Here is a 25,560-nt window from a genome sequence, read left to right on the forward strand (position 1 = left end):
GGTGGGCCTTCCGCCCTCGGCTTGCGGTTCCGGTAGGGCCGTGTGCATTCCCCGCAGGGATGTTCGAACAAGGGACATCTTTGTCAGCGGGAGAGCGACACGCCCGACCGCGTGGGTCGGAGAGGCGGGACCAGGAACGCCGGGTTCCGGAGCGTACGAGACAAAGGACTACTGAGTAGCCATGGCGGGACAGAAGATCCGCATCCGGCTCAAGGCCTACGACCACGAGGTCATCGACTCCTCGGCGAAGAAGATCGTCGAGACGGTGACCCGCACTGGTGCGTCGGTCGCGGGCCCGGTGCCGCTGCCCACTGAGAAGAACGTGTACTGCGTCATCAAGTCGCCGCACAAGTACAAGGACTCGCGCGAGCACTTCGAGATGCGCACGCACAAGCGTCTGATCGACATCCTCGACCCGACGCCCAAGACCGTTGACTCTCTGATGCGACTCGACCTCCCGGCCGGTGTCGACATCGAGATCAAGCTCTAGGGGCCGGTGATCTGAGAATGGCTAAGCAGATCAAGGGCATCCTGGGCGAGAAGCTCGGCATGACGCAGGTGTGGGACGAGAACAACCGTGTTGTTCCGGTCACCGTCGTCAAGGCCGGCCCCAATGTCGTCACCCAGGTCCGTACGAACGATGTCGACGGCTACGAGTCCGTCCAGATCGCTTTCGGCGAGATCGACCCGCGCAAGGTGAACAAGCCCCTCAAGGGCCACTTCTCCAAGGCCGACGTCACTCCCCGCCGCCACCTCGTCGAGATCCGTACCGCTGACGCCAGCGAGTACACCCTCGGCCAGGAGATCACCGCCGAGGTGTTCGAGGCCGGCATCAAGGTCGACGTGACCGGCAAGAGCAAGGGCAAGGGCTTCGCCGGTGTCATGAAGCGTCACAACTTCAAGGGCCTCGGCGCCGGACACGGCACCCAGCGCAAGCACCGCTCGCCCGGTTCCATCGGTGGCTGCGCCACCCCGGGCCGCGTGTTCAAGGGCCTCCGCATGGCGGGTCGCATGGGCAACGAGCGGGTCACCACCCAGAACCTGACCGTCCACGCCGTTGACGCGGAGAAGGGTCTGCTGCTCATCAAGGGCGCGGTTCCCGGTCCGAACGGCGGCCTCGTCCTGGTCCGCACCGCGGCCAAGGGGGCCTGAGGTAACCGATGAGCACTGTTGACATCCTTTCGCCTGCGGGCGAGAAGACCGGTAGCGTCGAGCTCCCCGCGGAGATCTTCGGCGTGGAGAAGATCAGCATCCCGCTGATCCACCAGGTCGTCGTCGCGCAGAACGCGGCCGCCCGCCAGGGCACGCACAAGACCAAGACCCGTGGCGAGGTCCGTGGTGGTGGCCGCAAGCCGTACCGCCAGAAGGGCACCGGCCGCGCCCGTCAGGGTTCGACCCGCGCGCCGCAGTTCGCCGGTGGTGGCGTCGTGCACGGTCCCGTGCCGCGTGACTACTCGCAGCGCACCCCGAAGAAGATGAAGGCCGCGGCCCTGCGCCACGCCCTCACCGACCGGGCGCGCCACAACCGCATCCACGTCGTCACCGGCGTGGTCGAGGGTGCGATCTCCACCAAGGCCGCCAAGACGCTGTTCGGCAAGATCTCGGAGCGCAAGAACCTGCTCCTGGTCGTCGAGCGCGCCGACGAGGCCGCGTGGCTGTCCGCCCGCAACCTGCCCCAGGTGCACATCCTGGAGCCGGGCCAGCTGAACACGTACGACGTGATCGTCTCGGACGACGTGGTCTTCACCCAGGCCGCTTTCGAGTCCTTCGTGTCCGGCCCGAAGGCCAACGACACCGAAGGGACTGAGGTCTGATGGCCATCCGCCACCCCTCTATCGCCTCGAAGGCCGCCAAGGCCGCCAAGGCCGCGCGCGTCGCCAAGGCGCGTCGTCAGGCCGCCGAGGGCAAGAACACGGTCGTCACCCCGGTCAGCAAGTCGTACACGGACCCCCGTGACGTGCTGGTCCGCCCGGTGGTCTCCGAGAAGAGCTACGCGCTCCTGGACGAGAACAAGTACACGTTCATCGTCGACCCGCGCTCCAACAAGACCCAGATCAAGCAGGCCGTCGAGACGGTCTTCGAGGTCAAGGTCACCGGGGTCAACACGATCAACCGCGCCGGCAAGCGCAAGCGCACCAAGACCGGCTTCGGTCAGCGTGCCGCCACCAAGCGCGCGATCGTGACCCTCGCCGAGGGCGACCGTATCGACATCTTCGGCGGTCCGACCGCCTGAGGGCGGTCCGGATCGTCCGATATCGGACGAGGACTGAGAAATGGGAATCCGCAAGTACAAGCCGACTACGCCGGGCCGTCGTGGCGCCAGCGTCGCCGACTTCGTCGAGGTCACGCGGTCCACGCCGGAGAAGTCGCTGGTTCGCCCCCTGCACAGCAAGGGTGGCCGTAACAACTCCGGTCGTGTGACCGTCCGCCACCAGGGTGGTGGCCACAAGCGCGCCTACCGTGTGATCGACTTCCGTCGTCACGACAAGGACGGCGTGCCGGCGAAGGTCGCTCACATCGAGTACGACCCCAACCGCACCGCGCGCATCGCGCTCCTCCACTACGTGGACGGCGAGAAGCGCTACATCCTGGCCCCCAAGGGCCTGAACCAGGGTGACCGGATCGAGAACGGCCCCACGGCCGACATCAAGCCCGGCAACAACCTGGCGCTGCGCAACATCCCGGTCGGTACGACGATCCACTCCGTGGAGCTTCGTCCCGGTGGCGGCGCGAAGTTCGCCCGCTCCGCCGGTGCCTCCGTGCAGCTGCTCGCGAAGGAGGGCTCGATGGCCCACCTCCGCATGCCCTCCGGTGAGATCCGCCTGGTCGACGTGCGCTGCCGCGCCACCGTCGGCGAGGTCGGCAACGCCGAGCAGAGCAACATCAACTGGGGCAAGGCCGGCCGTAAGCGGTGGCTGGGCGTTCGCCCGACCGTCCGTGGTGTGGTCATGAACCCGGTCGACCACCCGCACGGTGGTGGTGAGGGCAAGACCTCCGGTGGTCGCCACCCGGTCAGCCCGTGGGGCAAGAAGGAAGGCCGTACTCGTTCGCCCAAGAAGGCGTCGAACAAGTACATCGTCCGCCGCCGCAAGACGAACAAGAAGCGCTAAGGACGGGTTGAGATGCCTCGTAGCTTGAAGAAGGGGCCCTTCGTCGACGACCACCTGATGAAGAAGGTGGATGTCCAGAACGAAGCCGGCACCAAGAACGTCATCAAGACCTGGTCCCGCCGCTCCATGATCGTGCCGGCCATGCTGGGCCACACGCTGGCGGTGCACAACGGCAAGACCCACATCCCGGTGTTCGTCACCGAGTCGATGGTCGGCCACAAGCTCGGCGAGTTCTCGCCGACGCGCACCTTCCGGGGCCACGTCAAGGACGACCGGAAGTCGAAGCGCCGCTAGCAGCGGATCGCACTCAGACACGTAAGTAACTGAAGGGACAACCATGGAAGCCAGGGCCCAGGCGCGGTACATCCGCGTCACGCCCATGAAGGCCCGCCGCGTGGTGGACCTCATCCGTGGCATGGACGCCACGGAGGCCCAGGCTGTTCTGCGATTCGCTCCGCAGGCAGCCTCCGTGCCGGTCGGCAAGGTGCTCGACAGCGCCATCGCCAACGCCGCGCACAACTACGACCACCCGGACGCCTCCTCGCTGTTCATCAGCGAGGCGTACGTCGACGAGGGCCCGACCCTGAAGCGGTTCCGTCCGCGCGCCCAGGGCCGTGCCTACCGGATCCGCAAGCGGACCAGCCACATCACCGTGGTCGTCAGCAGCAAGGAAGGAACCCGGTAATGGGCCAGAAGGTAAACCCGCATGGGTTCCGGCTCGGTGTCACGACCGACTTCAAGTCGCGTTGGTACGCCGACAAGCTGTACAAGGACTACGTCAAGGAAGACGTCGCCATCCGTCGGATGCTGACGTCCGGCATGGAGCGCGCCGGTATCTCGAAGGTTGAGATCGAGCGCACCCGTGACCGTGTCCGCGTGGACATCCACACCGCGCGTCCGGGCATCGTCATCGGCCGCCGCGGTGCGGAGGCCGACAAGATCCGCGGTCAGCTGGAGAAGCTGACGGGCAAGCAGGTCCAGCTGAACATCCTCGAGGTCAAGAACCCCGAGACGGACGCTCAGCTGGTTGCTCAGGCCGTCGCCGAGCAGCTGTCCTCCCGTGTCTCCTTCCGTCGTGCCATGCGCAAGAGCATGCAGTCGGCGATGAAGGCGGGCGCCAAGGGCATCAAGATCCAGTGCGGTGGCCGCCTCGGCGGCGCCGAGATGTCCCGCTCGGAGTTCTACCGCGAGGGCCGTGTGCCCCTGCACACGCTCCGCGCGAACGTGGACTACGGCTTCTTCGAGGCCAAGACGACCTTCGGCCGCATCGGCGTGAAGGTCTGGATCTACAAGGGCGACGTCAAGAACATCGCCGAGGTCCGCGCCGAGAACGCTGCCGCCCGTGCGGGTAACCGCCCGGCCCGCGGTGGCGCCGACCGCCCGGCCCGTGGTGGCCGTGGTGGCGAGCGACGCGGTCGCAAGCCGCAGCAGGCTCCTGCTGCCGAGGCCCCCCAGGCCGAGGCCGCTGCCGCTCCGGCTGCTGAGAGCACCGGAACGGAGGCCTGACCGTCATGCTGATCCCCCGTAGGGTCAAGCACCGCAAGCAGCACCACCCGAAGCGCAACGGTATGTCCAAGGGTGGAACGCAGGTTGCGTTCGGCGAGTACGGCATCCAGGCGCTGACCCCGGCCTACGTGACGAACCGCCAGATCGAAGCGGCTCGTATCGCGATGACCCGTCACATCAAGCGTGGCGGCAAGGTCTGGATCAACATCTACCCGGACCGTCCCCTCACCAAGAAGCCGGCCGAGACCCGCATGGGTTCCGGTAAGGGTTCGCCGGAGTGGTGGATCGCCAACGTCAAGCCCGGACGTGTGATGTTCGAGCTGTCGTACCCCAACGAGAAGATCGCCCGTGAGGCGCTGACCCGTGCGGCCCACAAGCTGCCGATGAAGTGCCGGATCGTCAAGCGCGAGGCAGGTGAAGCGTGATGTCGGCCGGTACCAAGGCGTCCGAGCTGCGCGAGCTGGGCAACGAGGAGCTTCTGGCGAAGCTCCGCGAGGCCAAGGAAGAGCTGTTCAACCTCCGCTTCCAGGCGGCCACGGGTCAGCTCGAGAACCACGGCCGTCTCAAGGCGGTCCGCAAGGACATCGCCCGGATCTACACCCTCATGCGTGAGCGTGAGCTCGGCATCGAGACGGTGGAGAACGCCTGATGAGCGAGAAGAACGTGACTGAGAACACCGAGGCGCGCGGTTTCCGCAAGACCCGTGAGGGTCTGGTCGTCAGCGACAAGATGGACAAGACCGTCGTCGTCGCCGTCGAGGACCGCGTCAAGCACGCGCTGTACGGCAAGGTCATCCGTCGTACGAACAAGCTCAAGGCGCACGACGAGCAGAACGCCGCGGGTGTCGGCGACCGCGTCCTCCTCATGGAGACCCGGCCGCTGTCCGCGACGAAGCGCTGGCGCGTCGTCGAGATCCTCGAGAAGGCCAAGTAATTCCTGCGGGGTATCCCGCAGGACAGTTCCGCCAGGCTCGGCAGGGGTCCTCGTTCTGAGGCCCCTGCCGGGAACCGGCAGACGATCAGGAGATAGACGTGATCCAGCAGGAGTCGCGACTGCGCGTCGCCGACAACACTGGTGCGAAGGAGATCCTTTGCATCCGTGTGCTCGGTGGCTCCGGTCGCCGCTACGCGGGCATCGGTGACGTCATCGTCGCCACCGTCAAGGACGCGATCCCCGGTGGCAACGTGAAGAAGGGTGACGTCGTCAAGGCGGTCATCGTTCGCACCGTCAAGGAGCGCCGCCGTCCGGACGGCTCGTACATCCGCTTCGACGAGAACGCCGCCGTCATTCTGAAGAACGACGGCGACCCTCGCGGCACCCGCATCTTCGGCCCGGTCGGCCGTGAGCTGCGCGAGAAGAAGTTCATGAAGATCATCTCGCTCGCGCCGGAGGTGCTGTAAGCATGAAGATCAAGAAGGGCGACCTGGTCCAGGTCATCACCGGTAAGGACAAGGGCAAGCAGGGCAAGGTCATTGCCGCTTACCCGCGCGACGAGCGTGTCCTGGTCGAGGGTGTCAACCGGGTCAAGAAGCACACCAAGGCCGGCCCGACCGCCAGCGGTTCGCAGGCCGGCGGCATCGTCACGACCGAGGCCCCGATTCACGTGAGCAACGTTCAGCTCGTCGTGGAGAAGGACGGCAACAAGGTCGTCACGCGTGTCGGTTACCGCTTCGACGACGAGGGCAACAAGATCCGCGTTGCCAAGCGGACGGGTGAGGACATCTGATGGCTACCACCACCACTCCGCGTCTCAAGACGAAGTACCGCGAGGAGATCGCGGGCAAGCTGCGTGAGGAGTTCTCCTACGAGAACGTCATGCAGATCCCCGGCCTCGTCAAGATCGTGGTCAACATGGGTGTCGGCGACGCCGCCCGTGACTCGAAGCTGATCGAGGGCGCGATCCGCGACCTGACCACGATCACCGGTCAGAAGCCGGCCGTCACCAAGGCCCGCAAGTCCATCGCGCAGTTCAAGCTGCGTGAGGGCCAGCCGATCGGTGCCCACGTCACGCTCCGTGGCGACCGCATGTGGGAGTTCCTGGACCGCACCCTGTCGCTCGCGCTGCCGCGCATCCGCGACTTCCGCGGCCTGTCCCCCAAGCAGTTCGACGGCCGTGGCAACTACACCTTCGGTCTCACGGAGCAGGTCATGTTCCACGAGATCGACCAGGACAAGATCGACCGCACCCGGGGTATGGACATCACCGTGGTGACCACGGCGACCAACGACGCTGAGGGCCGCGCGCTCCTTCGTCACCTCGGCTTCCCCTTCAAGGAGGCGTGAGCGAGATGGCGAAGAAGGCTCTGATCGCGAAGGCTGCTCGCAAGCCCAAGTTCGGCGTGCGTGGCTACACGCGCTGCCAGCGCTGCGGCCGTCCCCACTCCGTGTACCGCAAGTTCGGCCTCTGCCGCGTGTGCCTTCGTGAGATGGCTCACCGTGGCGAGCTGCCGGGCGTGACCAAGAGCTCCTGGTAATCCGCTAGTTCGGACTCCCAGGGCTCTCGGTAAGCATCTGGGTCGGCAGGATGCCCACTCCCGCATGCCTTAGGCTTGTGGGGTTGGGCGCCTGCCGCGCCCGTACGACTTACTACGCCGTAGGTCCACCGCGCCGCACCCGTCCCGTCTCGGATCGGGGAGAGGGATGGCGCACCAGGAAACCCCGGCGAGAGAGGCCGAAGGCCAATTCATGACCATGACTGATCCGATCGCAGACATGCTTACGCGTCTGCGGAACGCGAACTCGGCATACCACGACTCCGTGACGATGCCGGCATCGAAGATCAAGTCGCACATCGCGGAGATCCTCCAGCAGGAGGGCTTCATCACGGGCTGGAAGGTCGAGGACGCCGAGGTCGGCAAGAACCTCGTCCTGGAGCTGAAGTTCGGCCCCAACCGTGAGCGCTCCATCGCGGGCATCAAGCGGATCTCCAAGCCCGGTCTCCGGGTTTACGCGAAGTCCACCAACCTGCCGAAGGTGCTCGGCGGCCTCGGCGTGGCGATCATCTCCACGTCGCACGGTCTCCTCACCGACAAGCAGGCCGGCAAGAAGGGCGTGGGTGGGGAAGTCCTCGCCTACGTCTGGTAGCGGAAGGGAACGGAGGAAACAGCTATGTCGCGTATTGGCAAGCTCCCCATCACGGTTCCCGCCGGCGTGGACGTCACCATCGACGGCCGTACGGTTCTGGTCAAGGGCCCCAAGGGCTCGCTGACCCACACCGTCGTGGCGCCGATCGACATCGCCAAGGGCGAGGACGGCACCCTTCAGGTGACCCGCCCCAACGACGAGCGTCAGAACAAGGCCCTGCACGGCCTGTCCCGCACGCTGGTGGCGAACATGATCACCGGCGTGACCCAGGGTTACGTGAAGAAGCTCGAAATCAGCGGTGTCGGTTACCGCGTGACGGCCAAGGGCTCGAACCTCGAGTTCGCGCTCGGCTACAGCCACCCGATCACCGTCGAGGCGCCCGAGGGCATCACCTTCAAGGTGGAGACCCCGACCCGCTTCCAGGTCGAGGGCATCGACAAGCAGAAGGTCGGCGAGGTTGCGGCCAACATCCGCAAGCTGCGCAAGCCTGACCCGTACAAGGCCAAGGGTGTCAAGTACGAGGGCGAAGTCATCCGCCGCAAGGTCGGAAAGGCGGGTAAGTAAGCCATGGCATACGGGCAGAAGATCCTGAAGGGCGACGCCTACAAGCGCGCCGCGATCAAGCGCCGCCACCTGCGGATCCGCAAGCGGATCAACGGTACGGCGGAGCGTCCCCGTCTCGTCGTGACCCGCTCCAACCGCCACATCGTGGCGCAGGTGATCGACGACCTGAAGGGCCACACCCTGGCTTCGGCGTCCACGCTGGACGCCTCCGTCCGCGGTGGCGAGGGCGACAAGTCCGCGCAGGCCAAGCAGGTCGGCGCCCTGGTCGCCGAGCGTGCCAAGGCCGCCGGTGTCGAGGCTGTCGTGTTCGACCGTGGTGGCAACCAGTACGCCGGGCGCATCGCCGCCCTGGCGGACGCCGCCCGCGAGGCCGGGCTCAAGTTCTGAGCCGGTTCCGTAGCTAGCGGAAACAGAGAGAGGTAATTCCAATGGCTGGACCCCAGCGCCGCGGTGGCGGTGCCGGTGGCGGCGAGCGGCGGGACCGGAAGGGCCGTGACGGCGGCGCTGCTGCCGCCGAGAAGACCGCGTACGTTGAGCGCGTTGTCGCGATCAACCGTGTCGCCAAGGTTGTGAAGGGTGGTCGTCGCTTCAGCTTCACCGCGCTGGTCGTGGTGGGCGACGGTGACGGCACCGTGGGTGTCGGTTACGGCAAGGCCAAGGAGGTGCCGGCCGCCATCGCCAAGGGCGTTGAGGAGGCCAAGAAGCACTTCTTCAAGGTCCCCCGCATCCAGGGCACCATCCCGCACCCGATCCAGGGTGAGAAGGCTGCCGGCGTCGTGCTGCTCAAGCCCGCGTCCCCCGGTACCGGCGTCATCGCCGGTGGTCCGGTGCGTGCCGTGCTCGAGTGCGCCGGTATCCACGACATCCTGTCGAAGTCGCTCGGCTCCGACAACGCGATCAACATCGTGCACGCGACCGTGGAGGCCCTCAAGGGTCTGCAGCGTCCCGAGGAGGTCGCGGCCCGCCGCGGTCTGCCGCTCGAGGACGTCGCTCCCGCGGCTCTTCTCCGTGCGCGTGCCGGGGCGGGTGCGTAATCATGGCGCAGCTCAAGATTACGCAGGTCAAGTCCTACATCGGCAGCAAGCAGAACCACCGTGACACCCTGCGTTCCCTTGGTCTCAAGGGCATCAACACGCAGGTCGTCAAGGAGGACCGCCCCGAGTTCCGCGGCATGGTGCACACCGTCCGCCACCTCGTGACGGTCGAGGAGGTCGACTGATCATGGCGGAGAACAACCCGCTCAAGATCCACAACCTCCGTCCCGCCCCGGGCGCCAAGACCGCCAAGACCCGTGTCGGTCGTGGTGAGGCGTCGAAGGGTAAGACGGCCGGTCGTGGTACCAAGGGCACGAAGGCCCGTTACCAGGTTCCGGAGCGCTTCGAGGGTGGCCAGATGCCCCTCCACATGCGTCTTCCGAAGCTGAAGGGCTTCAAGAACCCGTTCAAGACCGAGTTCCAGGTCGTGAACCTCGACAAGCTGGCCGCGCTGTACCCGGAGGGTGGCGAGGTCACCGTCGAGGGTCTCGTCGCCAAGGGTGCCGTTCGCAAGAACAGCCTCGTCAAGGTCCTCGGCCAGGGCGAGATCTCCGTGGCGCTGCAGGTGACGGTCGACGCCGTCTCCGGCTCCGCCAAGGAGAAGATCACCGCCGCCGGCGGTACGGTCACCGAGCTCGTCTGAGTCCGAGAACGCCGGGGGATTCCGGCTGAGGGATCGTCCCGGCGTTCTGCCTTCGGGCCGAGCAGTGCATGAGAAGGGGCCCGCCGATTTCGGCGGGCCCCCTTTCATGTTCGTTCCTACGGCTGCTTCGAGCCGCCGGGCACGGGCCGCGCCGGCGAACAACTCGGCGATGTGCATGTGTTCGGGATCGAAGCGGCCAAGTCACCGTCAAGGGTGATCTTTGTGCCGGGGCCGCGGCCGGGCGGGATCGTGTGTAGCGCATCAAGGGCTCCCACCCGCGCTGCGACAGGCCATCAGGCTTCATGAGAGTGGTCCCGCACTGTTAGAGTCCAGTGGTCCATCCATACCTTGTCGGTCACAGGCGTCTGCCTCCCGCAGCACTGTTGGGTGGCGACTCACCCGCTCCGTCAGCCTTGTCAACAAACTAGCCTCCCCGTTCGCACGCGGGGGGCGCAGGAGGCACCGTGCTCACCGCGTTCGCCCGGGCGTTCAAGACGCCCGACCTGCGCAAGAAGCTGCTTTTCACGCTCGGCATCATCGTGATCTACCGGGTCGGCACCCACGTCCCGATCCCTGGTGTCGACTACCGGGCCGTGCAGGCGTGTGTGGACCAGGCCTCCGGGAACCAGGGCCTGTTCGGTCTGGTGAACATGTTCAGCGGTGGTGCGCTGCTCCAGATCACCATCTTCGCGCTGGGCATCATGCCGTACATCACGGCGAGCATCATTCTGCAGCTGCTGACCGTGGTCATCCCGCGCCTGGAAGCCCTGAAGAAGGAGGGCCAGGCCGGTACGGCGAAGATCACGCAGTACACCCGTTATCTGACGGTCGCGCTCGCCATCCTCCAGGGCACCGGCCTGGTCGCCACCGCGCGCAGCGGCGCCCTCTTCAGCGGCTGCCCGCAGGCCACCTCGATCGTGCCGGACCAGTCGATCTTCACCACCATCACGATGGTCGTCACCATGACCGCCGGCACCGGCGTCGTCATGTGGCTCGGTGAGCTGGTCACCGACCGCGGCATCGGCAACGGCATGTCCATCCTGATGTTCATCTCGATCGCCGCGACCTTCCCCTCCGCCCTGTGGGCGATCAAGGAGCAGGGCGACCTCGCGGACGGCTGGATCGAGTTCGGCACCGTGATTCTCGTCGGCCTCGTGATGGTCGGCCTGGTGGTCTTCGTCGAGCAGGCCCAGCGCCGTATTCCGGTGCAGTACGCGAAGCGGATGATCGGCCGGCGTTCCTACGGCGGAACGTCCACCTACATCCCGCTCAAGGTGAACCAGGCGGGTGTGATTCCCGTCATCTTCGCCTCGTCGCTGCTCTACATCCCGGCTCTGATCGCGCAGTTCTCCAGCAGCACCTCGGGCTGGAAGACCTGGATCGAGAGCACGCTGGTCAGTGGTAACCACCCGGTTTACATCAGTCTGTACTTCTTGCTCATCGTTTTCTTCGCGTTCTTCTATGTGGCGATCTCGTTCAACCCCGAGGAAGTCGCCGACAACATGAAGAAGTATGGTGGCTTCATCCCGGGCATCCGGGCTGGCCGACCGACCGCTGAGTACCTCTCGTACGTGCTCAACCGGATCACCTGGCCGGGTTCGCTGTACTTGGGTCTGATTGCTCTCGTGCCGACGATGGCGTTGGTTGGTTTTGGGGCGAACCAGAACTTCCCGTTCGGCGGAACGAGCATCCTGATCATCGTGGGTGTCGGTCTTGAGACGGTGAAGCAGATCGAGAGCCAGCTCCAGCAGCGCAATTACGAAGGGTTCCTCCGCTGATGCGAATCGTCCTCGTCGGGCCGCCGGGCGCTGGTAAGGGTACGCAGGCCACCCGCCTCGCCGAGAAACTGCGTGTACCGCACATCTCCACGGGCGACCTGTTCCGCGCCAACATCAGCCAGCAGACGGAGCTCGGCAAGCTCGCGAAGTCCTACATGGACGCCGGCAACCTCGTCCCCGACGAGGTGACCATCGCCATGGCCAAGGACCGCATGGAGCAGCCCGACGCCGAGAACGGCTTCCTGCTGGACGGCTTCCCGCGCAATGTCTCGCAGGCCGAGGCGCTCGACGAGCTGCTGACGACCGAGGGCATCAAGCTCGACGCGGTGCTGGACCTGGAGGCCCCCGAGGAGGAGGTCGTCAAGCGGATCGCCGGCCGGCGCATCTGCCGCAACGACTCGGCCCACGTCTTCCACGTGACGTACAAGAAGCCCGCCAAGGAGGGCGTCTGCGACGTCTGCGGCGGCGAGCTGTACCAGCGCGACGACGACTCCGAGGAGACGGTCCGCACGCGGCTGGAGGTCTACCACACGCAGACCGAGCCGATCATCGACTACTACAAGGCCCAGGGCCTTGTCGTGACGATCGAGGCCATGGGCCCGGTCGACGAGGTCACCGAGCGCGCTCTCGCCGCGCTCAAGCGCGAAGACGCGTAGGCGTCCCTGCCCGCTCCTGTCAGCCGCGATCCCTTCTCCAAGGGGTCGCGGCTGATCTGGTGGGGGGCGCGAGCGACCCCTGCGGGCGGACAGCCCGGACACGACCTCGGCTCCCCTCCACGTATCGTGGAAAAGCGCCCACCCGCCGACCCGAAAGGCCCCCGCCACCATGGTGCAGATCAAGTCCCCCGAACAAATCGCCAAGATGCGTGAGGCGGGCCTGGTCGTCGCGGCCATCCACGCGGCGACGCGCGAGGCGGCCGTGCCCGGGGCCACGACGAAGGACCTGGACCAGGTGGCCCGCAAGGTCCTGGAGGAGCACGGCGCGAAGTCGAACTTCCTCGGCTACGGCGGCTTCCCCGCGACGATCTGCACCTCGAAGAACGAGGTCGTCGTCCACGGCATCCCCTCCGAGGACGTCGTCCTGGAGGACGGCGACATCATCTCCATCGACTGCGGCGCGATCGTCGACGGCTGGCACGGCGACGCCGCCTACACGGCCTTCGTGGGCTCCGGTCACGCTCCGGAGCTCGTCGAGCTCTCCCGGGTGACCGAGGAGTCGATGTGGGCCGGTATCGCCGCGATGAAGCCCGGCAGCCGTCTCGTCGACATCTCCAGGGCCATCGAGACGTACATCCGCCGCCAGCCCAAGCCCGGCGGCGGCCGGTACGGGATCATCGAGGACTACGGCGGCCACGGCATCGGCACCGAGATGCACATGGACCCGCATCTGCTGAACTACGTCGACCGCCGCCGCGGCAAGGGCCCGAAGCTGGTTCCCGGCTTCTGCCTGGCCATCGAGCCGATGGTGTCCCTGGGCACCCCGCGCACCGAGGTCCTGGCGGACGACTGGACGGTCATCACGACCGACGGCACGTGGTCCTCCCACTGGGAGCACTCGGTCGCCCTGACGGAAGCGGGGCCGCTGGTGCTGACCGCTCCGGACGGCGGCAGGGCCAAGCTGGCGGAGTACGGCGTCACCGCCGCTCCGGACCCGCTGGCCTGACCCCGCTCCGGGGCGCCTTTGCCCGCTGAGCAGGGGCGAGGCGGCGCAGTGCGGCGTCACGGCGGCCCTGGGCCCGATGGCGTAATGATCTCCGCTGTGGGGCAGACTTTCCCGATTCGTGTTTCTGGATGCCCTGACGTAGACTGACTCGTCGGCTCTCGTGTATCCGCATGTCTGCATGCCTCACGAAAGCCGATCAAGGTAGTCGATTCGAAGGGCGAAGCGTGGCCAAGAAGCAAGGTGCCATCGAGATCGAGGGCACTGTCGTCGAGTCTCTGCCGAACGCCATGTTCAAGGTCGAGCTCCAGAACGGCCACCAGGTCCTGGCACACATCAGCGGCAAGATGCGTATGCACTACATCCGCATCCTCCCTGACGACCGGGTCGTGGTGGAGCTGTCTCCGTACGACCTGACGCGTGGCCGGATCGTCTACCGATACAAGTAGATCTTGCCCGCGCCCCGGGCCTCCCTGGGCGATGGCACTGACCCGGAGAACCTCACCCAATGAAGGTCAAGCCGAGCGTCAAGAAGATCTGCGACAAGTGCAGGGTGATCCGCCGTCACGGCCGGGTCATGATCATCTGCGAGAACCCGCGCCACAAGCAGCGCCAGGGCTGATCGCACTCTGATCGCACCCTCTGCACCTCTATCGCAGAGTTTTCGCGCGACGCGAGCTGAATTTCTGTTCATACGCAGCGCCCAGGCGATTTCTCGTCTGACACCCCCGGCTCGGAGGCCGGGGACCCAGTTCGTACCTGGTACGGCGGCTGGGGTCCGGCCCTGCGGAAGACCTCCGAAGATCACCAGGAGCCATTGAATGGCACGCGTTTCCGGTGTTGACATCCCGCGCGAAAAGCGCGTGGAGGTCGCCCTCACCTACGTGTTCGGCATCGGCCGGACCCTCTCGAAGGAGACGCTGGCTGCGACCGGCGTCGACCCGAACACCCGCGTTCGCGACCTCTCCGAGGAGCAGCTCGTCGCGATCCGCGAGTACGTCGACAACAACATCAAGACCGAGGGTGACCTCCGTCGCGAGATCCAGGCCGACATCCGCCGCAAGGTCGAGATCGGCTGCTACCAGGGTCTGCGTCACCGTCGCGGTCTGCCTGTCCGCGGTCAGCGCACCAGCACCAACGCCCGTACCCGCAAGGGCCCGCGTCGCGCCATCGCCGGCAAGAAGAAGCCGGGCAAGAAGTAGTCCGCAGCGGACACCTGTCCACGGTCTTCGCTGTAGGACCGACCACCTCCCGTAGGAGTTAAAGGATGCCCCCCAAGGGACGTCAGGGCGCTGCCAAGAAGGTGCGCCGCAAGGAAAAGAAGAACGTCGCTCACGGCCACGCGCACATCAAGAGCACGTTCAACAACACGATCGTGTCGATCACGGACCCGTCCGGCAACGTGATCTCCTGGGCCTCCGCCGGCCACGTCGGCTTCAAGGGCTCCCGGAAGTCCACGCCGTTCGCCGCGCAGATGGCCGCCGAGTCGGCTGCCCGCCGCGCCCAGGAGCACGGCATGCGCAAGGTCGACGTGTTCGTCAAGGGCCCGGGTTCCGGCCGTGAGACCGCGATCCGCTCCCTGCAGGCCACGGGCCTCGAGGTCGGCTCCATCCAGGACGTCACCCCGACCCCGCACAACGGCTGCCGCCCGCCGAAGCGCCGTCGCGTCTGACCCCGTTTTTCCCGGGCTTTTCGGGCGGTACGACTCTGTAAGGGGCGTACCGCCCGTACCCTTGTAGTGCCCGCGCCGTGCAAGCGGCGCGGTTCCGTCGGGCGTCAAATAGCGGGCGTCCACGAAAGAAGGATCTGATCACCACATGCTGATCGCTCAGCGTCCCTCGTTGACCGAAGAGGTCGTCGACGAGTTCCGCTCCCGGTTCGTGATCGAGCCGCTGGAGCCGGGCTTCGGTTACACCCTCGGCAACTCCCTCCGCCGTACCCTCCTCTCCTCGATCCCCGGCGCGGCTGTCACGTCGATCCGGATCGACGGCGTGCTGCACGAGTTCACCACCGTGCCGGGCGTCAAGGAGGACGTCACCGACCTGATCCTCAACATCAAGCAGCTGGTCGTCTCCTCGGAGCACGACGAGCCGGTCGTGATGTACCTGCGCAAGCAGGGCCCGGGTCTGGTCACCGCCGCCGACATCGCGCCCCCGGCCGGTGTCGAGGTGCACAACCCCGACCTGGTCCTCGCCACGCTCAACGGCAAGGGCAAGCTGGAGATGGAGCTGACCGTCGAGCGCGGTCGCGGCTACGTCTCCGCCGTGCAGAACAAGCAGGTGGGCCAGGAGATCGGCCGTATCCCGGTCGACTCCATCTACAGCCCCGTGCTGAAGGTCACGTACAAGGTCGAGGCCACGCGTGTCGAGCAGCGCACCGACTTCGACAAGCTGATCGTCGACGTCGAGACCAAGCAGGCGATGCGTCCCCGTGACGCCATGGCCTCCGCCGGAAAGACCCTGGTCGAGCTGTTCGGTCTCGCCCGCGAGCTGAACATCGACGCCGAGGGCATCGACATGGGCCCGTCCCCCACGGACGCCGCCCTTGCCGCCGACCTGGCGCTGCCGATCGAGGAGCTGGAGCTCACGGTCCGCTCCTACAACTGCCTCAAGCGCGAGGGCATCCACTCCGTGGGTGAGCTCGTCGCCCGCTCCGAGGCCGACCTGCTGGACATCCGCAACTTCGGTGCGAAGTCCATCGACGAGGTCAAGGCGAAGCTGGCCGGCATGGGCCTGGCCCTCAAGGACAGCCCGCCCGGATTCGACCCGACCGCCGCCGCCGACGCCTTCGGCGCCGACGACGACGCGGACGCGGGCTTCGTCGAGACCGAGCAGTACTAAGAGCTCGGGCCTTCGGGTCCGTACTCGGGTGCGGGTGCACTGTGCTTTCTCGCGCAGTTCCCCGCGCCCCTTCCGGGGCTTCCCTTCGGGGACGCCCCGGATCTCCGACAGGTAGCCGCCTGCTCGGATACTGACCTCGGTACCTAGTACGGCCGGGGCAGACACACAGGAGAAAGAAATGCCGAAGCCCACCAAGGGTGCCCGTATGGGCGGCAGCGCCGCGCACGAGAAGCTGCTCCTCGCGAACCTGGCGAAGAGCCTCTTCGAGCACGGCCGCATCACCACCACCGAGGCGAAGGCGCGTCGTCTGCGTCCGTACGCCGAGCGTCTGGTCACCAAGGCGAAGAAGGGCGACCTTCACAACCGCCGTCAGGTGCTCCAGGTGATCACGGACAAGAGCATCGTCCACACGCTCTTCACCGAGATCGGCCCGCGCTACGAGAACCGTCCCGGTGGCTACACCCGCATCACCAAGATCGGCAACCGCCGTGGCGACAACGCGCCCATGGCTGTCATCGAGCTGGTCGAGGCGCTGACCGTCGCGCAGCAGGCCACCGGTGAGGCCGAGGCCGCCACCAAGCGTGCGGTCAAGGAGGCCGAGGAGACCAAGGTCGAGCAGACCGAGGCCGCCGAGGCTCCCGCCGAGGAGTCGAAGGACGCGTAAGCGTTCTGCGGGGTGACCGTGCGTTCTCGGCCGCGGCGCCGTCGTGGTTGTGCGCGCAGTTCCCCGCGCCCCTGAAAGACGGGGCGTTGCGGGCCCGCTCCTTTCGAGGAGCGGGCCCGCTTCTGTGTTCCTGAGAGGATCCCCACGTGAGTGATGAAGCAGCGCCCGGTTACGTTCGTGTCCGTCTCGACCTGTCCTACGACGGGAGCGGGTTCTCCGGGTGGGCCAAGCAGGCCGGTGGACGGCGGACCGTGCAGGGGGAGATCGAGGACGCCCTGCGGACGGTGACCCGGTCGCAGGAGACCTATGAGCTGACGGTCGCCGGGCGGACCGATGCCGGAGTGCACGCGCGGGGGCAGGTCGCACATGTCGATCTGCCCGGGGCGGTCTGGCGCGAGCACCACGAGAAGCTGCTGAAGCGGCTCGCCGGGCGGCTCGACAGGGACGTACGGGTGTGGGCGCTGCGGGAGGCGCCCGACGGGTTCAACGCGCGTTTCTCCGCGGTCTGGCGGCGCTACGCGTACCGGGTGACCGACAACCCCGGCGGGGTCGACCCGCTGCTGCGGGGCCATGTCCTGTGGCACGACTGGCCGCTGGACGTCGACGCGATGAACGAGGCGGCCCGGGGGCTGCTGGGGGAGCACGACTTCGCGGCGTACTGCAAGAAGCGGGAGGGGGCCACGACCATCCGCACCCTCCAGGAGCTGAGCCTGGTGCGGGGTGAGGACGGCATCGTCACCGCCACCGTCCGCGCCGACGCCTTCTGCCACAACATGGTCCGCTCGCTGATCGGCGCGCTGCTCTTCGTCGGCGATGGGCACCGCCCCGCGGACTGGCCGGCCAAGGTGCTCGCTGCGGGCGTCCGTGACTCGGCCGTGCATGTCGTACGGCCGCACGGGCTGACCCTGGAGGAGGTCGGGTATCCGGCGGACGAGATGCTGGCGGCACGGAGCCGGGAGGCGCGCAACAAGCGGTCGCTGCCCGGGGCGGGATGCTGCTGACCGCGCAGCGGCCGCAGGGGAGACGAGGGGAACGAGCATGACGTACGACGGGGAGGGTGTCCGCGTCACCGTGGTGATGCCGACCTACGACGAGGCGGCGAACCTGCCGCGGATGGCCGAGGCGGTGCTGGCGCTGCCGCTGCCGGGGCTGCATCTGAAGGTCGTCGACGACTCCAGCCCGGACGGCACGGGGCAGGTCGCCGAGGAGCTCGCCGAGAGGTACAACGCGGACGGCCCGCGGATGAGCGTGCTGCACCGCACCGAGAAGGACGGGCTCGGCCGTGCCTATGTGGCGGGGATGACCGCGGCGCTCGACGAGGGGGCCGAGTACGTCGTCCAGATGGACGCCGACGGGAGCCACCCGGTGGAGGCCGTGGTGCGCATGCTCGACGCGGCCCGCTCCACCGGGGCCGGGCTGGTGGTCGGCAGCCGCTATGTCGAGGGCGGCGCGCTGGACGAGGAGTGGGGGCGGCACCGCGTGCTGCTGTCGCGGTTCGCCAACGGGTACGCCCGGACCGTGCTCGGCACCGACATCAGGGACATCACGGCCGGCTTCAACCTGTGGTCGGCGGCCACGCTGCGTGATGTGGACCTGGCCGCGCTGGACAGCGCGGGCTACAGCTTCCAGGTGGAGCTGAAGTACAAGGCAGTGCGTGCCGGGCACCGGGCCGTGGAGATCCCGATCCGCTTCGAGGAGCGGATGGAGGGCACGTCGAAGATGACGCTGCGCACGCAGCTGGAGTCGGCGGTGATGCCGATCAGGCTGCGGCTGAGGCACCGCTGAGCGGGGCGGCGGCCCGGGTCCCCCCACGACCCGGGCCGCCGTCACGCACGGCGGGCTACTGCTGGGCCGCGGCCGACGCCTGGGCCTCTCCGCGGCGGCGGATCTGGCGGAAGGTGAACTCGGCCAGGTCGTCGCCCTGGGAGAACACCCGGGTGTCCTTGGTGGTGACGTCCTTGCCGTCGGTGAAGCCGGTGACGGTGAAGTAGGCGTAGCGGCCGTAGCTGTTCGTCGTCGAGCGGCAGACGGCGCCGTTGCAGAACGCCTTGATCCCGTTGCCGGGCAGCGGCTTGATCAGGCTCTTGGAGTCGGCCTGGCCCTTGGCCGCCGCCGCCTGCGCCTCGGTGTCGAAGACGGCCACGCCGACGGTCACGGCGACACCGTCCTTGACGTAGGTGACCCGCAGCAGACGCGTGCACCTGTTGGCCGTCAGGACCTTCGGGAGCGTCTTCTGCGCGGCGGTGGCGCAGTTCGTGGTGTCCGCGGTCGGGCCCTTGCGGTAGACGGTCTCGCCCATGGTCAGCTGGGTGCCGGGGAAGAGGATGTCCGGGCTGAGCGGAGCGGTGTCCTTGTTCTTGCCGGAGATGAAGTCCAGCGGGTCCAGCGGCGGCGGGGCGGTCGTCGGCTCGAAGGACGGCGCCGGGGCCGTCGAGCCGGGGATGTCCGCCGTCGAGGGCAGCTGGGCCGTCGGCTGTCCCTCGTTGCTGCCGTTGTCATTGGCCGAGACGACGGCCACGGCGACGGCCGCGCCGACCGCCACGGTGGCGAGCGCACCGCCGACCACCAGCAGCATGCGCCGCCGCTTGTTGCGCGCCTCGGACGCCTCCGCGAGCGCGGCCCAGTCCGGGTTCCGGCCCGTCCCGCTGTCCCACGCCTGCTGCGATTGCGGTTTCCAGGGATCCCACTGGGACTGGGGTCCCCCCTGCCCATAGTTCATGGGGGTGCATCTTAGAGGGGGGCCGCGCGGCTCGGGACCGTGGGCGGAGGCCCGGCGTCCGGCGCGGTCGTACGGGTCGTTTTGACCCGGGCGTGGCGCGATGGGTATCCTGCGTGTTCGTTGTGTATTGGCTTGCTCATTCTCACGGGACGGGCCCTTACACCGGTCCACCGGGCCGATGACCAGCGACCAGCACGCGGTATGCGTCACCGCGGTGCGGTCAGGGCTGTCGTGATCGTTTCGGTGACCTTGTCAGGACCATTCACTCGAAGCGAAGGCTACGAACCGTGCGTACGTACAGCCCCAAGCCCGGCGATGTGACGCGCCAGTGGCACGTCATTGACGCTCAGGACGTCGTCCTGGGCCGTCTCGCCAGCACCGCCGCCTCCATCCTGCGGGGCAAGCACAAGCCGATCTACGCGCCCCACGTCGACACCGGTGACTTCGTCATCATCATCAACGCCGACAAGGTGCACCTGTCCGGCAACAAGCGGACCCAGAAGATGGCGTACCGCCACTCCGGCTACCCGGGTGGTCTGCGCTCCGTCCGCTACGACGAGCTGCTGGCGAAGAACCCCGAGAAGGCCATCGAGAAGGCCGTCAAGGGCATGCTCCCCAAGAACACCCTGGGCCGTCAGATGCTCTCCAAGCTGAAGGTCTACTCGGGCGACCAGCACCCGCACGCTGCCCAGCAGCCGGTGCCGTTCGAGATCACCCAGGTCGCGCAGTAAGTCCGGCCACCCCCTAAGACTGAAGAGAATCTGAGGAGCATCGTGGCCGAGACCACTGCCGAGCAGCCGCTCGAAGAGCTTGACATTGACAGCTACACCACCGAGTCCGAGGTTCCGGTGGAGGGCGAGTACACCTCCGAGTCCCTCGCCTCCCGCTTCGGCGAGGCCCAGCCGGCCGCCGGCCTGGGCCGCCGCAAGAACGCCATCGCCCGCGTCCGGATCGTCCCGGGCACCGGCAAGTGGAAGATCAACGGTCGCACCCTTGAGGACTACTTCCCCAACAAGGTGCACCAGCAGGAAGTCAACGAGCCGTTCAAGGTTCTGGAGCTCGACGGTCGTTACGACGTCATCGCCCGCATCGCCGGTGGCGGTGTCTCCGGCCAGGCCGGCGCCCTGCGTCTCGGTGTCGCCCGCGCCCTGAACGAGGCCGACGTCGACAACAACCGCGGCCCGCTGAAGAAGGCCGGCTTCCTCCGCCGCGACGACCGTGCGGTCGAGCGCAAGAAGGCCGGTCTCAAGAAGGCCCGCAAGGCTCCGCAGTACAGCAAGCGTTAAGCTTCGCTGCCTGCTCGTACGTATCAGGGGCCTTGCCCCGCCTGCGTACTCCGAACGCCCCGGCGGCACGCCACAGTGCCGTCGGGGCGTTCGTTTATCCCAGCGATGGGCGTATAACGACACAAGACGATCGAGGGCTTGTGTTATCTGATGCCCGGGCGTTGAGTGCCCGGGAGAGGAAGTGGAGTGCGCGAGCCGCACCGGCACGGCTTCCCGAACGAACGTTTTTCTCAGGAGGACAAGTGGGACGACTCTTCGGCACGGACGGCGTCCGCGGTGTCGCCAACGCGGATCTGACGGCCGAGATGGCCCTTGGTCTCTCCGTCGCGGCGGCCCACGTACTGGCCGAGGCGGGCACCTTCGAGGGCCACCGGGCGACCGCGGTGGTCGGCCGGGACCCGCGTGCCTCCGGCGAGTTCCTGGAGGCGGCGGTCGTCGCGGGCCTGGCCAGTGCCGGGGTGGACGTGCTGCGGGTCGGCGTGCTGCCGACGCCGGCGGTGGCGTACCTCACCGGAGCGCTCGGCGCCGACCTGGGCGTCATGCTCTCCGCCAGCCACAACGCCATGCCCGACAACGGCATCAAGTTCTTCGCCCGCGGCGGCCACAAGCTCGCCGACGAGCTGGAGGACCGCATCGAGTCCGTCTACGAGGAGCACCGCACCGGCGCGCCGTGGAACCGGCCGACCGGCGCGGGCGTCGGCCGTGTACGGACCTACGACGAGGGCTTCGACAAGTACGTCGCCCACCTCGTCGGTGTGCTGCCCAACCGGCTCGACGGGCTGAAGATCGTCCTCGACGAGGCGCACGGCGCGGCCGCGCGGGTCTCGCCCGAGGCGTTCTCCCGGGCGGGCGCGGAGATCATCACCATCGGCGCCGAGCCCGACGGCCTCAACATCAACGACGGCTGCGGCTCGACGCACCTCGGCAAGCTGAAGGCCGCGGTCGTCGAGCACCGGGCCGACCTCGGCATCGCGCACGACGGCGACGCCGACCGCTGCCTCGCCGTGGACCACACCGGCGAGGAGGTCGACGGCGACCAGATCCTGGCCGTCCTCGCCCTGGCCATGCGGGAGCGCTCGGCGCTGCGTTCCGACACCGTCGTCGCCACCGTGATGTCCAACCTCGGCTTCACGCTGGCCATGGAACGCGAGGGCATCCGCCTGGAGCAGACCGCGGTCGGCGACCGGTACGTGCTGGAGGAGATGAAGGCCCACGGCTACGCCCTCGGCGGCGAGCAGTCCGGGCACGTGATCATCCTCGACCACGCGACGACGGGCGACGGCACGCTCACCGGCCTGATGCTCGCCGCGCGGATCGCCGACACCGGGCGGTCCCTGCGGGAGCTGGCCGGCGTCATGGAGCGGCTGCCGCAGGTCCTCGTCAATGTGCCCGACGTCGACAAGTCGCGGGTCAAGACCTCCGCCGAGCTGGCCGACGCCGTGTCCGAGGCCGAGCGGGAGCTGGGCTCCACCGGACGCGTGCTGCTGCGCCCCTCCGGCACGGAGCCGCTGGTGCGCGTGATGGTCGAGGCGGCCGACATCGAGCAGGCCCGGTCCGTGGCGGGCCGGCTGGCCGACGTCGTGAAGTCCGCGCTGGGCTGATCCTCTTCCGCGGAGTCCGTGCCCCTGAGGGCGTGCCCCCTCGGGGCACGCCCTCAGAGCTTTCTCAGGCTCAGCCGCTGCACCTTGTGGTCCGGGCCCTTGCGCACGACCAGCGTGGCCCGGCCCCGGGTCGGGGCGATGTTCTCCACCAGGTTGGGCTTGTTGATGGTGCGCCACATCGTGCGGGCGTAGTCGAGGGCCTCCTCCTCGGACACCTGCGTGTACCTGCGGAAGTACGAGGACGGGTTCTGGAACGCCGTCTCGCGCAGCCGCTTGAAGCGGTTGAGGTACCAGCGCTCGATGTCCTCGGTGCGCGCGTCGACGTACACGCTGAAGTCGAAGTAGTCCGCGAGGCCGACCCGGGTGCGGCCGTCCTTGCCCGGCAGGGCGGGCTGCAGGACGTTCAGCCCCTCCACGATCAGGATGTCCGGGCGGCGCACGGTCAGCTTCTCGTCGGCGACGATGTCGTAGATCAGGTGGGAGTAGACGGGAGCCGTCACCTCGTCCTTGCCGGCCTTGATGTCGGCGACGAACCGGGTCAGTGCCCGGCGGTCGTACGACTCCGGGAAACCCTTGCGGGACATCAGGCCGCGGTCCTGGAGCTCATGGGTCGGCAGCAGGAAGCCGTCCGTCGTGACCAGCTCCACCCGCGGGTGCTCCGGCCAGCGCGACAGCAGCGCCTGGAGCAGCCGGGCCACCGTCGACTTGCCGACCGCGACGGAACCGGCGACCCCTATGACGAAGGGCGTGCCCGACTGGGAGCCCTGCTCGCCGAGGAAGGTGTTCAGCGCCCCGCGCAGACCGTCCGTCGCGCCGACGTAGAGGTTGAGGAGCCGCGACAGCGGCAGGTAGACGTCCCGCACCTCGTCGAGGTCGATGACATCGCCCAGACCGCGCAGCTTCTCGACCTCCTCGGCGCTGAGCGGCAGCGGCGTCTTGTCGCGCAGCGCGCTCCACTCGGCTCGGGTGAGGTCGACGTAGGGAGTCGCCTCCGGCCTGGGCCGGTGGGCGCTCCGGGGCATCGAGGAGATCGGAGAGATCACAGTCCATTGTTAACGGAGTTTGAACAGCGCGGCGGGTGTGCTCCGTCACGCTTCGAGCGACTCTCGGGCCCGGCGGAGAGCGGAACACGCGCCACGGGGGTCCGAAAGGGGCCGATCATTTCCGAAATCGGGCACGCTCAGGGGTGTTCGCGCACCGGCCGGACCATAAGCTGCGGCACATGTGCGGAATCGTGGGATACGTAGGGCCGCAGCCGGCGCTGGACGTCGTGATGGCCGGACTGAAGCGGCTGGAGTACCGGGGATACGACTCGGCGGGCGTCGCCGTGCTCGCCGACGGCGGTCTGGCCGCCGCCAGAAAGGCCGGCAAGCTGGTCAACCTGGAGAAGGAGCTGGCCGAGCACCCGATGCCGGCCGGTCCGACCGGCATCGGGCACACCCGCTGGGCCACGCACGGCGGCCCGACCGACGCCAACGCCCATCCTCATCTGGACAACGCCGGCCGGGTCGCGGTCGTGCACAACGGCATCATCGAGAACTTCGCCCTGCTGCGCGCCGAACTGGCCGAGCGCGGGCACGTGCTCACCTCGGAGACGGACACCGAGGTGGTCGCCCATCTGTTGGCCGAGGAGTTCTCCGCCACGGCCGACCTCGCCGAGGCCATGCGGCTGGTGTGCCGGCGCCTGGAGGGCGCGTTCACCCTGGTCGCGGTGCACGCGGACGCGCCCGGCGTGGTCGTGGGCGCGCGCCGCAACTCCCCGCTCGTGGTGGGCGTCGGAGAGGGCGAGGCGTTCCTCGCCTCGGACGTCGCCGCGTTCATCGCCCACACCCGCTCGGCGATCGAGCTGGGCCAGGACCAGGTGGTCGAGCTGCGCCGGGACGGCGTCACCGTGACCGGCTTCGACGGCCGTGCGGCGGACGTCCGCGCGTACCACGTCGACTGGGACGCGTCGGCGGCGGAGAAGGGCGGCTACGACTACTTCATGCTCAAGGAGATCGCCGAGCAGCCGAAGGCGGTCGCCGACACCCTGCTGGGCCGGATCGACGCCGCGGGCTCGCTGACCCTGGACGAGGTCCGCATCGGCGCGGCCGAGCTGCGCGAGGTGGACAAGGTCGTCGTCGTCGCCTGCGGCACGGCCTTCCACGCCGGGCTGATCGCCAAGTACGCGATCGAGCACTGGACGCGCATCCCCTGCGAGGTGGAGCTGGCCAGCGAGTTCCGCTACCGCGACCCGATCCTGGACACGCGCACCCTCGTCGTCGCGATCTCGCAGTCGGGCGAGACCATGGACACCCTGATGGCGCTGCGGCACGCCCGTGAGCAGGGGGCCAAGGTGCTGGCCATCTGCAACACCAACGGCTCGACCATCCCGCGCGAGTCCGACGCCGTGCTGTACACGCACGCCGGCCCGGAGGTGGCGGTCGCCTCCACCAAGGCGTTCCTGACCCAGCTGGTGGCCTGCTACCTGGTCGCCCTGTACCTGGGCCAGGTGCGCGGCACCAAGTGGGGCGACGAGATCCGGGCCGTGATCCGCGATCTGTCCCGGATCTCGGGCGAGGTCGAGCGGGTGCTGGAGACCATGGAGCCGGTGCGCGAGCTGGCCCGCTCCCTCGCCGACAAGAACACCGTGCTGTTCCTCGGCCGGCACGTGGGCCACCCGGTGGCCCTGGAGGGCGCGCTGAAACTGAAGGAGCTGGCCTACATGCACGCCGAGGGCTTCGCGGCGGGCGAGCTCAAGCACGGTCCGATCGCGCTGATCGAGGAGGACGTGCCGGTGGTGGTCGTCGTCCCGTCGCCGCGCGGACGGTCCGTCCTGCACGACAAGATCGTGTCCAACATCCAGGAGATCCGCGCCCGGGGCGCCCGCACGATCGTGATCGCCGAGGAGGGCGACGAGGCCGTCGTCCCGTACGCCGACCATCTGATCCGCATCCCGGCGACCCCGACGCTGCTCCAGCCGCTGGTGGCGACGGTCCCGCTCCAGGTCTTCGCCTGCGAACTGGCCACGGCCCGGGGCAACGAGGTCGACCAGCCCCGCAACCTGGCCAAGTCGGTGACGGTGGAGTAGGC

Annotated in this window: 38 protein-coding genes; 36 read left to right on the forward strand and 2 right to left on the reverse strand. The window is 67.8% G+C overall.

Annotation, left to right across the window (positions count from 1 at the left end; genetic code table 11):
- Positions 1-181 precede the first annotated feature (181 nt).
- From rpsJ to ACIQGV_RS21330, 32 genes are all read left to right on the forward strand, one after another.
- Entirely contained in the window at positions 182-490 is a 309-nt protein-coding gene (gene rpsJ / locus ACIQGV_RS21175) for a 30S ribosomal protein S10 (RefSeq protein WP_003948644.1), read from the forward strand.
- A 17-nt stretch (positions 491-507) separates the two neighbouring features.
- Positions 508-1,152 carry a 50S ribosomal protein L3 gene (gene rplC / locus ACIQGV_RS21180; RefSeq protein WP_402496598.1) on the forward strand — a complete coding sequence of 215 codons (645 nt, stop codon included), beginning with the start codon at positions 508-510 and terminating at the stop codon, positions 1,150-1,152.
- 8 nt (positions 1,153-1,160) lie between these two features.
- Positions 1,161-1,814, forward strand: a complete 654-nt coding sequence (gene rplD, locus ACIQGV_RS21185) for a 50S ribosomal protein L4 (protein WP_402496599.1) — start codon at positions 1,161-1,163, stop codon at positions 1,812-1,814.
- The gene (gene rplW, locus ACIQGV_RS21190; protein WP_402496600.1) at positions 1,814-2,233 is read left to right on the forward strand and encodes a 50S ribosomal protein L23; all 420 of its coding nucleotides are present in this window, start codon (positions 1,814-1,816) and stop codon (positions 2,231-2,233) included. Before rplD ends, rplW begins: the two co-directional genes overlap by 1 nt.
- A gap of 40 nt (positions 2,234-2,273) precedes the next feature.
- On the forward strand, positions 2,274-3,110 hold the full coding sequence (gene rplB, locus ACIQGV_RS21195; protein WP_402496601.1) for a 50S ribosomal protein L2: 837 nt from the start codon (positions 2,274-2,276) through the stop codon (positions 3,108-3,110).
- Between the two features lie 12 nt (positions 3,111-3,122).
- Positions 3,123-3,404: a 30S ribosomal protein S19 gene (rpsS, locus tag ACIQGV_RS21200; RefSeq protein WP_311696773.1), complete on the forward strand. Its 282-nt coding sequence runs from the start codon at positions 3,123-3,125 to the stop codon at positions 3,402-3,404.
- Positions 3,405-3,447: 43 nt separating this feature from the next.
- The gene (rplV, locus tag ACIQGV_RS21205; protein WP_053759515.1) at positions 3,448-3,795 is read left to right on the forward strand and encodes a 50S ribosomal protein L22; all 348 of its coding nucleotides are present in this window, start codon (positions 3,448-3,450) and stop codon (positions 3,793-3,795) included.
- Positions 3,795-4,616: a 30S ribosomal protein S3 gene (gene rpsC, locus ACIQGV_RS21210; RefSeq protein ID WP_356692138.1), complete on the forward strand. Its 822-nt coding sequence runs from the start codon at positions 3,795-3,797 to the stop codon at positions 4,614-4,616. Before rplV ends, rpsC begins: the two co-directional genes overlap by 1 nt.
- A gap of 5 nt (positions 4,617-4,621) precedes the next feature.
- Positions 4,622-5,041 carry a 50S ribosomal protein L16 gene (gene rplP, locus ACIQGV_RS21215; protein WP_009190136.1) on the forward strand — a complete coding sequence of 140 codons (420 nt, stop codon included), beginning with the start codon at positions 4,622-4,624 and terminating at the stop codon, positions 5,039-5,041.
- Positions 5,041-5,265: a 50S ribosomal protein L29 gene (gene rpmC, locus ACIQGV_RS21220; RefSeq protein ID WP_007494763.1), complete on the forward strand. Its 225-nt coding sequence runs from the start codon at positions 5,041-5,043 to the stop codon at positions 5,263-5,265. Before rplP ends, rpmC begins: the two co-directional genes overlap by 1 nt.
- On the forward strand, positions 5,265-5,549 hold the full coding sequence (rpsQ, locus tag ACIQGV_RS21225; protein ID WP_153539280.1) for a 30S ribosomal protein S17: 285 nt from the start codon (positions 5,265-5,267) through the stop codon (positions 5,547-5,549). Before rpmC ends, rpsQ begins: the two co-directional genes overlap by 1 nt.
- A 98-nt stretch (positions 5,550-5,647) precedes the next feature.
- The gene (gene rplN / locus ACIQGV_RS21230) at positions 5,648-6,016 is read left to right on the forward strand and encodes a 50S ribosomal protein L14 (RefSeq protein WP_003998823.1); all 369 of its coding nucleotides are present in this window, start codon (positions 5,648-5,650) and stop codon (positions 6,014-6,016) included.
- A 2-nt stretch (positions 6,017-6,018) separates the two neighbouring features.
- Positions 6,019-6,342: a 50S ribosomal protein L24 gene (gene rplX, locus ACIQGV_RS21235; protein WP_018543913.1), complete on the forward strand. Its 324-nt coding sequence runs from the start codon at positions 6,019-6,021 to the stop codon at positions 6,340-6,342.
- Positions 6,342-6,899: a 50S ribosomal protein L5 gene (rplE, locus tag ACIQGV_RS21240; protein ID WP_003974255.1), complete on the forward strand. Its 558-nt coding sequence runs from the start codon at positions 6,342-6,344 to the stop codon at positions 6,897-6,899. Before rplX ends, rplE begins: the two co-directional genes overlap by 1 nt.
- A 5-nt stretch (positions 6,900-6,904) precedes the next feature.
- Complete coding sequence (locus ACIQGV_RS21245) at positions 6,905-7,090, forward strand: type Z 30S ribosomal protein S14 (protein WP_003948630.1); 186 nt, start codon at positions 6,905-6,907, stop codon at positions 7,088-7,090.
- A 211-nt stretch (positions 7,091-7,301) separates the two neighbouring features.
- A complete protein-coding gene (rpsH, locus tag ACIQGV_RS21250) occupies positions 7,302-7,700 on the forward strand; it encodes a 30S ribosomal protein S8 (RefSeq protein ID WP_007384075.1) in 399 nt (132 codons plus the stop codon).
- 24 nt (positions 7,701-7,724) lie between these two features.
- A complete protein-coding gene (gene rplF / locus ACIQGV_RS21255) occupies positions 7,725-8,264 on the forward strand; it encodes a 50S ribosomal protein L6 (protein WP_402496602.1) in 540 nt (179 codons plus the stop codon).
- A gap of 3 nt (positions 8,265-8,267) precedes the next feature.
- Positions 8,268-8,651, forward strand: a complete 384-nt coding sequence (rplR, locus tag ACIQGV_RS21260) for a 50S ribosomal protein L18 (protein WP_402496603.1) — start codon at positions 8,268-8,270, stop codon at positions 8,649-8,651.
- Between the two features lie 41 nt (positions 8,652-8,692).
- Positions 8,693-9,298 carry a 30S ribosomal protein S5 gene (gene rpsE, locus ACIQGV_RS21265; protein ID WP_015658456.1) on the forward strand — a complete coding sequence of 202 codons (606 nt, stop codon included), beginning with the start codon at positions 8,693-8,695 and terminating at the stop codon, positions 9,296-9,298.
- Positions 9,299-9,300: 2 nt separating this feature from the next.
- Entirely contained in the window at positions 9,301-9,483 is a 183-nt protein-coding gene (rpmD, locus tag ACIQGV_RS21270; RefSeq protein ID WP_003974250.1) for a 50S ribosomal protein L30, read from the forward strand.
- Between the two features lie 2 nt (positions 9,484-9,485).
- Positions 9,486-9,941: a 50S ribosomal protein L15 gene (rplO, locus tag ACIQGV_RS21275; RefSeq protein WP_003974249.1), complete on the forward strand. Its 456-nt coding sequence runs from the start codon at positions 9,486-9,488 to the stop codon at positions 9,939-9,941.
- Between the two features lie 464 nt (positions 9,942-10,405).
- On the forward strand, positions 10,406-11,719 hold the full coding sequence (gene secY / locus ACIQGV_RS21280) for a preprotein translocase subunit SecY (RefSeq protein ID WP_402496604.1): 1,314 nt from the start codon (positions 10,406-10,408) through the stop codon (positions 11,717-11,719).
- Positions 11,719-12,375 (forward strand): adenylate kinase, encoded by a 657-nt coding sequence (locus ACIQGV_RS21285; protein WP_402496605.1) that lies wholly within the window; start codon positions 11,719-11,721, stop codon positions 12,373-12,375. The genes secY and ACIQGV_RS21285 overlap by 1 nt, the downstream gene beginning before the upstream one ends.
- Positions 12,376-12,544: 169 nt before the next feature.
- Positions 12,545-13,381, forward strand: coding sequence for a type I methionyl aminopeptidase (gene map / locus ACIQGV_RS21290; protein WP_402496606.1), 837 nt, complete (start codon positions 12,545-12,547; stop codon positions 13,379-13,381).
- A 224-nt stretch (positions 13,382-13,605) separates the two neighbouring features.
- Positions 13,606-13,827, forward strand: a complete 222-nt coding sequence (gene infA / locus ACIQGV_RS21295) for a translation initiation factor IF-1 (RefSeq protein WP_003948620.1) — start codon at positions 13,606-13,608, stop codon at positions 13,825-13,827.
- A 59-nt stretch (positions 13,828-13,886) separates the two neighbouring features.
- Positions 13,887-14,000 (forward strand): 50S ribosomal protein L36, encoded by a 114-nt coding sequence (rpmJ, locus tag ACIQGV_RS21300; protein ID WP_004984509.1) that lies wholly within the window; start codon positions 13,887-13,889, stop codon positions 13,998-14,000.
- A gap of 199 nt (positions 14,001-14,199) precedes the next feature.
- The gene (gene rpsM, locus ACIQGV_RS21305) at positions 14,200-14,580 is read left to right on the forward strand and encodes a 30S ribosomal protein S13 (RefSeq protein WP_009300593.1); all 381 of its coding nucleotides are present in this window, start codon (positions 14,200-14,202) and stop codon (positions 14,578-14,580) included.
- Between the two features lie 65 nt (positions 14,581-14,645).
- Complete coding sequence (gene rpsK / locus ACIQGV_RS21310; RefSeq protein ID WP_003956432.1) at positions 14,646-15,050, forward strand: 30S ribosomal protein S11; 405 nt, start codon at positions 14,646-14,648, stop codon at positions 15,048-15,050.
- A 145-nt stretch (positions 15,051-15,195) separates the two neighbouring features.
- Positions 15,196-16,218, forward strand: a complete 1,023-nt coding sequence (locus tag ACIQGV_RS21315; protein ID WP_003966937.1) for a DNA-directed RNA polymerase subunit alpha — start codon at positions 15,196-15,198, stop codon at positions 16,216-16,218.
- Between the two features lie 178 nt (positions 16,219-16,396).
- Positions 16,397-16,882, forward strand: coding sequence for a 50S ribosomal protein L17 (gene rplQ, locus ACIQGV_RS21320; protein ID WP_402496607.1), 486 nt, complete (start codon positions 16,397-16,399; stop codon positions 16,880-16,882).
- 146 nt (positions 16,883-17,028) lie between these two features.
- Positions 17,029-17,883: a tRNA pseudouridine(38-40) synthase TruA gene (gene truA / locus ACIQGV_RS21325; RefSeq protein WP_402496608.1), complete on the forward strand. Its 855-nt coding sequence runs from the start codon at positions 17,029-17,031 to the stop codon at positions 17,881-17,883.
- A 37-nt stretch (positions 17,884-17,920) separates the two neighbouring features.
- The gene (locus tag ACIQGV_RS21330; protein ID WP_402496609.1) at positions 17,921-18,667 is read left to right on the forward strand and encodes a polyprenol monophosphomannose synthase; all 747 of its coding nucleotides are present in this window, start codon (positions 17,921-17,923) and stop codon (positions 18,665-18,667) included.
- 55 nt (positions 18,668-18,722) lie between these two features.
- On the opposite strand, the gene ACIQGV_RS21335 is transcribed toward ACIQGV_RS21330, so the two are convergent.
- Positions 18,723-19,601: a hypothetical protein gene (locus ACIQGV_RS21335; RefSeq protein ID WP_402496610.1), complete on the reverse strand. Its 879-nt coding sequence runs from the start codon at positions 19,599-19,601 to the stop codon at positions 18,723-18,725.
- 287 nt (positions 19,602-19,888) lie between these two features.
- Between ACIQGV_RS21335 and rplM the strand changes: the two genes are divergently transcribed.
- From rplM to glmM, 3 genes are all read left to right on the forward strand, one after another.
- Positions 19,889-20,332 (forward strand): 50S ribosomal protein L13, encoded by a 444-nt coding sequence (rplM, locus tag ACIQGV_RS21340; protein ID WP_019526965.1) that lies wholly within the window; start codon positions 19,889-19,891, stop codon positions 20,330-20,332.
- Positions 20,333-20,374: 42 nt separating this feature from the next.
- Positions 20,375-20,887 carry a 30S ribosomal protein S9 gene (gene rpsI / locus ACIQGV_RS21345; protein WP_402496611.1) on the forward strand — a complete coding sequence of 171 codons (513 nt, stop codon included), beginning with the start codon at positions 20,375-20,377 and terminating at the stop codon, positions 20,885-20,887.
- Between the two features lie 242 nt (positions 20,888-21,129).
- Positions 21,130-22,488, forward strand: coding sequence for a phosphoglucosamine mutase (gene glmM, locus ACIQGV_RS21350; RefSeq protein WP_402496612.1), 1,359 nt, complete (start codon positions 21,130-21,132; stop codon positions 22,486-22,488).
- 53 nt (positions 22,489-22,541) lie between these two features.
- On the opposite strand, the gene coaA is transcribed toward glmM, so the two are convergent.
- On the reverse strand, positions 22,542-23,510 hold the full coding sequence (coaA, locus tag ACIQGV_RS21355; RefSeq protein WP_402496788.1) for a type I pantothenate kinase: 969 nt from the start codon (positions 23,508-23,510) through the stop codon (positions 22,542-22,544).
- Positions 23,511-23,710: 200 nt separating this feature from the next.
- Here coaA and glmS point away from each other — a divergent pair, with 200 nt between their 5' ends.
- Positions 23,711-25,558 carry a glutamine--fructose-6-phosphate transaminase (isomerizing) gene (gene glmS, locus ACIQGV_RS21360; protein WP_402496613.1) on the forward strand — a complete coding sequence of 616 codons (1,848 nt, stop codon included), beginning with the start codon at positions 23,711-23,713 and terminating at the stop codon, positions 25,556-25,558.
- The last annotated feature ends 2 nt before the right edge of the window (positions 25,559-25,560 follow it).

Origin of the sequence: Streptomyces sp. NPDC093094, assembly GCF_044754345.1 — a bacterium.
Lineage (GTDB): Bacteria > Actinomycetota > Actinomycetes > Streptomycetales > Streptomycetaceae > Streptomyces.

Excerpts from the sequence above, each read along its gene's own strand:
- rpsJ (WP_003948644.1), top strand. The coding sequence starts at position 182 with ATGGCGGGACAGAAGATCCGCATCCGGCTCAAGGCCTACGACCACGAG.
- rplC (WP_402496598.1), top strand. The coding sequence starts at position 508 with ATGGCTAAGCAGATCAAGGGCATCCTGGGCGAGAAGCTCGGCATGACG.
- rplD (WP_402496599.1), top strand. The coding sequence starts at position 1,161 with ATGAGCACTGTTGACATCCTTTCGCCTGCGGGCGAGAAGACCGGTAGC.
- rplW (WP_402496600.1), top strand. The coding sequence starts at position 1,814 with ATGGCCATCCGCCACCCCTCTATCGCCTCGAAGGCCGCCAAGGCCGCC.
- rplB (WP_402496601.1), top strand. The coding sequence starts at position 2,274 with ATGGGAATCCGCAAGTACAAGCCGACTACGCCGGGCCGTCGTGGCGCC.
- rpsS (WP_311696773.1), top strand. The coding sequence starts at position 3,123 with ATGCCTCGTAGCTTGAAGAAGGGGCCCTTCGTCGACGACCACCTGATG.
- rplV (WP_053759515.1), top strand. The coding sequence starts at position 3,448 with ATGGAAGCCAGGGCCCAGGCGCGGTACATCCGCGTCACGCCCATGAAG.
- rpsC (WP_356692138.1), top strand. The coding sequence starts at position 3,795 with ATGGGCCAGAAGGTAAACCCGCATGGGTTCCGGCTCGGTGTCACGACC.
- rplP (WP_009190136.1), top strand. The coding sequence starts at position 4,622 with ATGCTGATCCCCCGTAGGGTCAAGCACCGCAAGCAGCACCACCCGAAG.
- rpmC (WP_007494763.1), top strand. The coding sequence starts at position 5,041 with ATGTCGGCCGGTACCAAGGCGTCCGAGCTGCGCGAGCTGGGCAACGAG.
- rpsQ (WP_153539280.1), top strand. The coding sequence starts at position 5,265 with ATGAGCGAGAAGAACGTGACTGAGAACACCGAGGCGCGCGGTTTCCGC.
- rplX (WP_018543913.1), top strand. The coding sequence starts at position 6,019 with ATGAAGATCAAGAAGGGCGACCTGGTCCAGGTCATCACCGGTAAGGAC.
- rplE (WP_003974255.1), top strand. The coding sequence starts at position 6,342 with ATGGCTACCACCACCACTCCGCGTCTCAAGACGAAGTACCGCGAGGAG.
- ACIQGV_RS21245 (WP_003948630.1), top strand. The coding sequence starts at position 6,905 with ATGGCGAAGAAGGCTCTGATCGCGAAGGCTGCTCGCAAGCCCAAGTTC.
- rpsH (WP_007384075.1), top strand. The coding sequence starts at position 7,302 with ATGACCATGACTGATCCGATCGCAGACATGCTTACGCGTCTGCGGAAC.
- rplF (WP_402496602.1), top strand. The coding sequence starts at position 7,725 with ATGTCGCGTATTGGCAAGCTCCCCATCACGGTTCCCGCCGGCGTGGAC.
- rplR (WP_402496603.1), top strand. The coding sequence starts at position 8,268 with ATGGCATACGGGCAGAAGATCCTGAAGGGCGACGCCTACAAGCGCGCC.
- rpsE (WP_015658456.1), top strand. The coding sequence starts at position 8,693 with ATGGCTGGACCCCAGCGCCGCGGTGGCGGTGCCGGTGGCGGCGAGCGG.
- rpmD (WP_003974250.1), top strand. The coding sequence starts at position 9,301 with ATGGCGCAGCTCAAGATTACGCAGGTCAAGTCCTACATCGGCAGCAAG.
- rplO (WP_003974249.1), top strand. The coding sequence starts at position 9,486 with ATGGCGGAGAACAACCCGCTCAAGATCCACAACCTCCGTCCCGCCCCG.
- ACIQGV_RS21285 (WP_402496605.1), top strand. The coding sequence starts at position 11,719 with ATGCGAATCGTCCTCGTCGGGCCGCCGGGCGCTGGTAAGGGTACGCAG.
- map (WP_402496606.1), top strand. The coding sequence starts at position 12,545 with ATGGTGCAGATCAAGTCCCCCGAACAAATCGCCAAGATGCGTGAGGCG.
- rpmJ (WP_004984509.1), top strand. The coding sequence starts at position 13,887 with ATGAAGGTCAAGCCGAGCGTCAAGAAGATCTGCGACAAGTGCAGGGTG.
- rpsM (WP_009300593.1), top strand. The coding sequence starts at position 14,200 with ATGGCACGCGTTTCCGGTGTTGACATCCCGCGCGAAAAGCGCGTGGAG.
- rpsK (WP_003956432.1), top strand. The coding sequence starts at position 14,646 with ATGCCCCCCAAGGGACGTCAGGGCGCTGCCAAGAAGGTGCGCCGCAAG.
- ACIQGV_RS21315 (WP_003966937.1), top strand. The coding sequence starts at position 15,196 with ATGCTGATCGCTCAGCGTCCCTCGTTGACCGAAGAGGTCGTCGACGAG.
- rplQ (WP_402496607.1), top strand. The coding sequence starts at position 16,397 with ATGCCGAAGCCCACCAAGGGTGCCCGTATGGGCGGCAGCGCCGCGCAC.
- ACIQGV_RS21330 (WP_402496609.1), top strand. The coding sequence starts at position 17,921 with ATGACGTACGACGGGGAGGGTGTCCGCGTCACCGTGGTGATGCCGACC.
- ACIQGV_RS21335 (WP_402496610.1), bottom strand. The coding sequence starts at position 19,601 with ATGAACTATGGGCAGGGGGGACCCCAGTCCCAGTGGGATCCCTGGAAA.
- coaA (WP_402496788.1), bottom strand. The coding sequence starts at position 23,510 with ATGCCCCGGAGCGCCCACCGGCCCAGGCCGGAGGCGACTCCCTACGTC.
- glmS (WP_402496613.1), top strand. The coding sequence starts at position 23,711 with ATGTGCGGAATCGTGGGATACGTAGGGCCGCAGCCGGCGCTGGACGTC.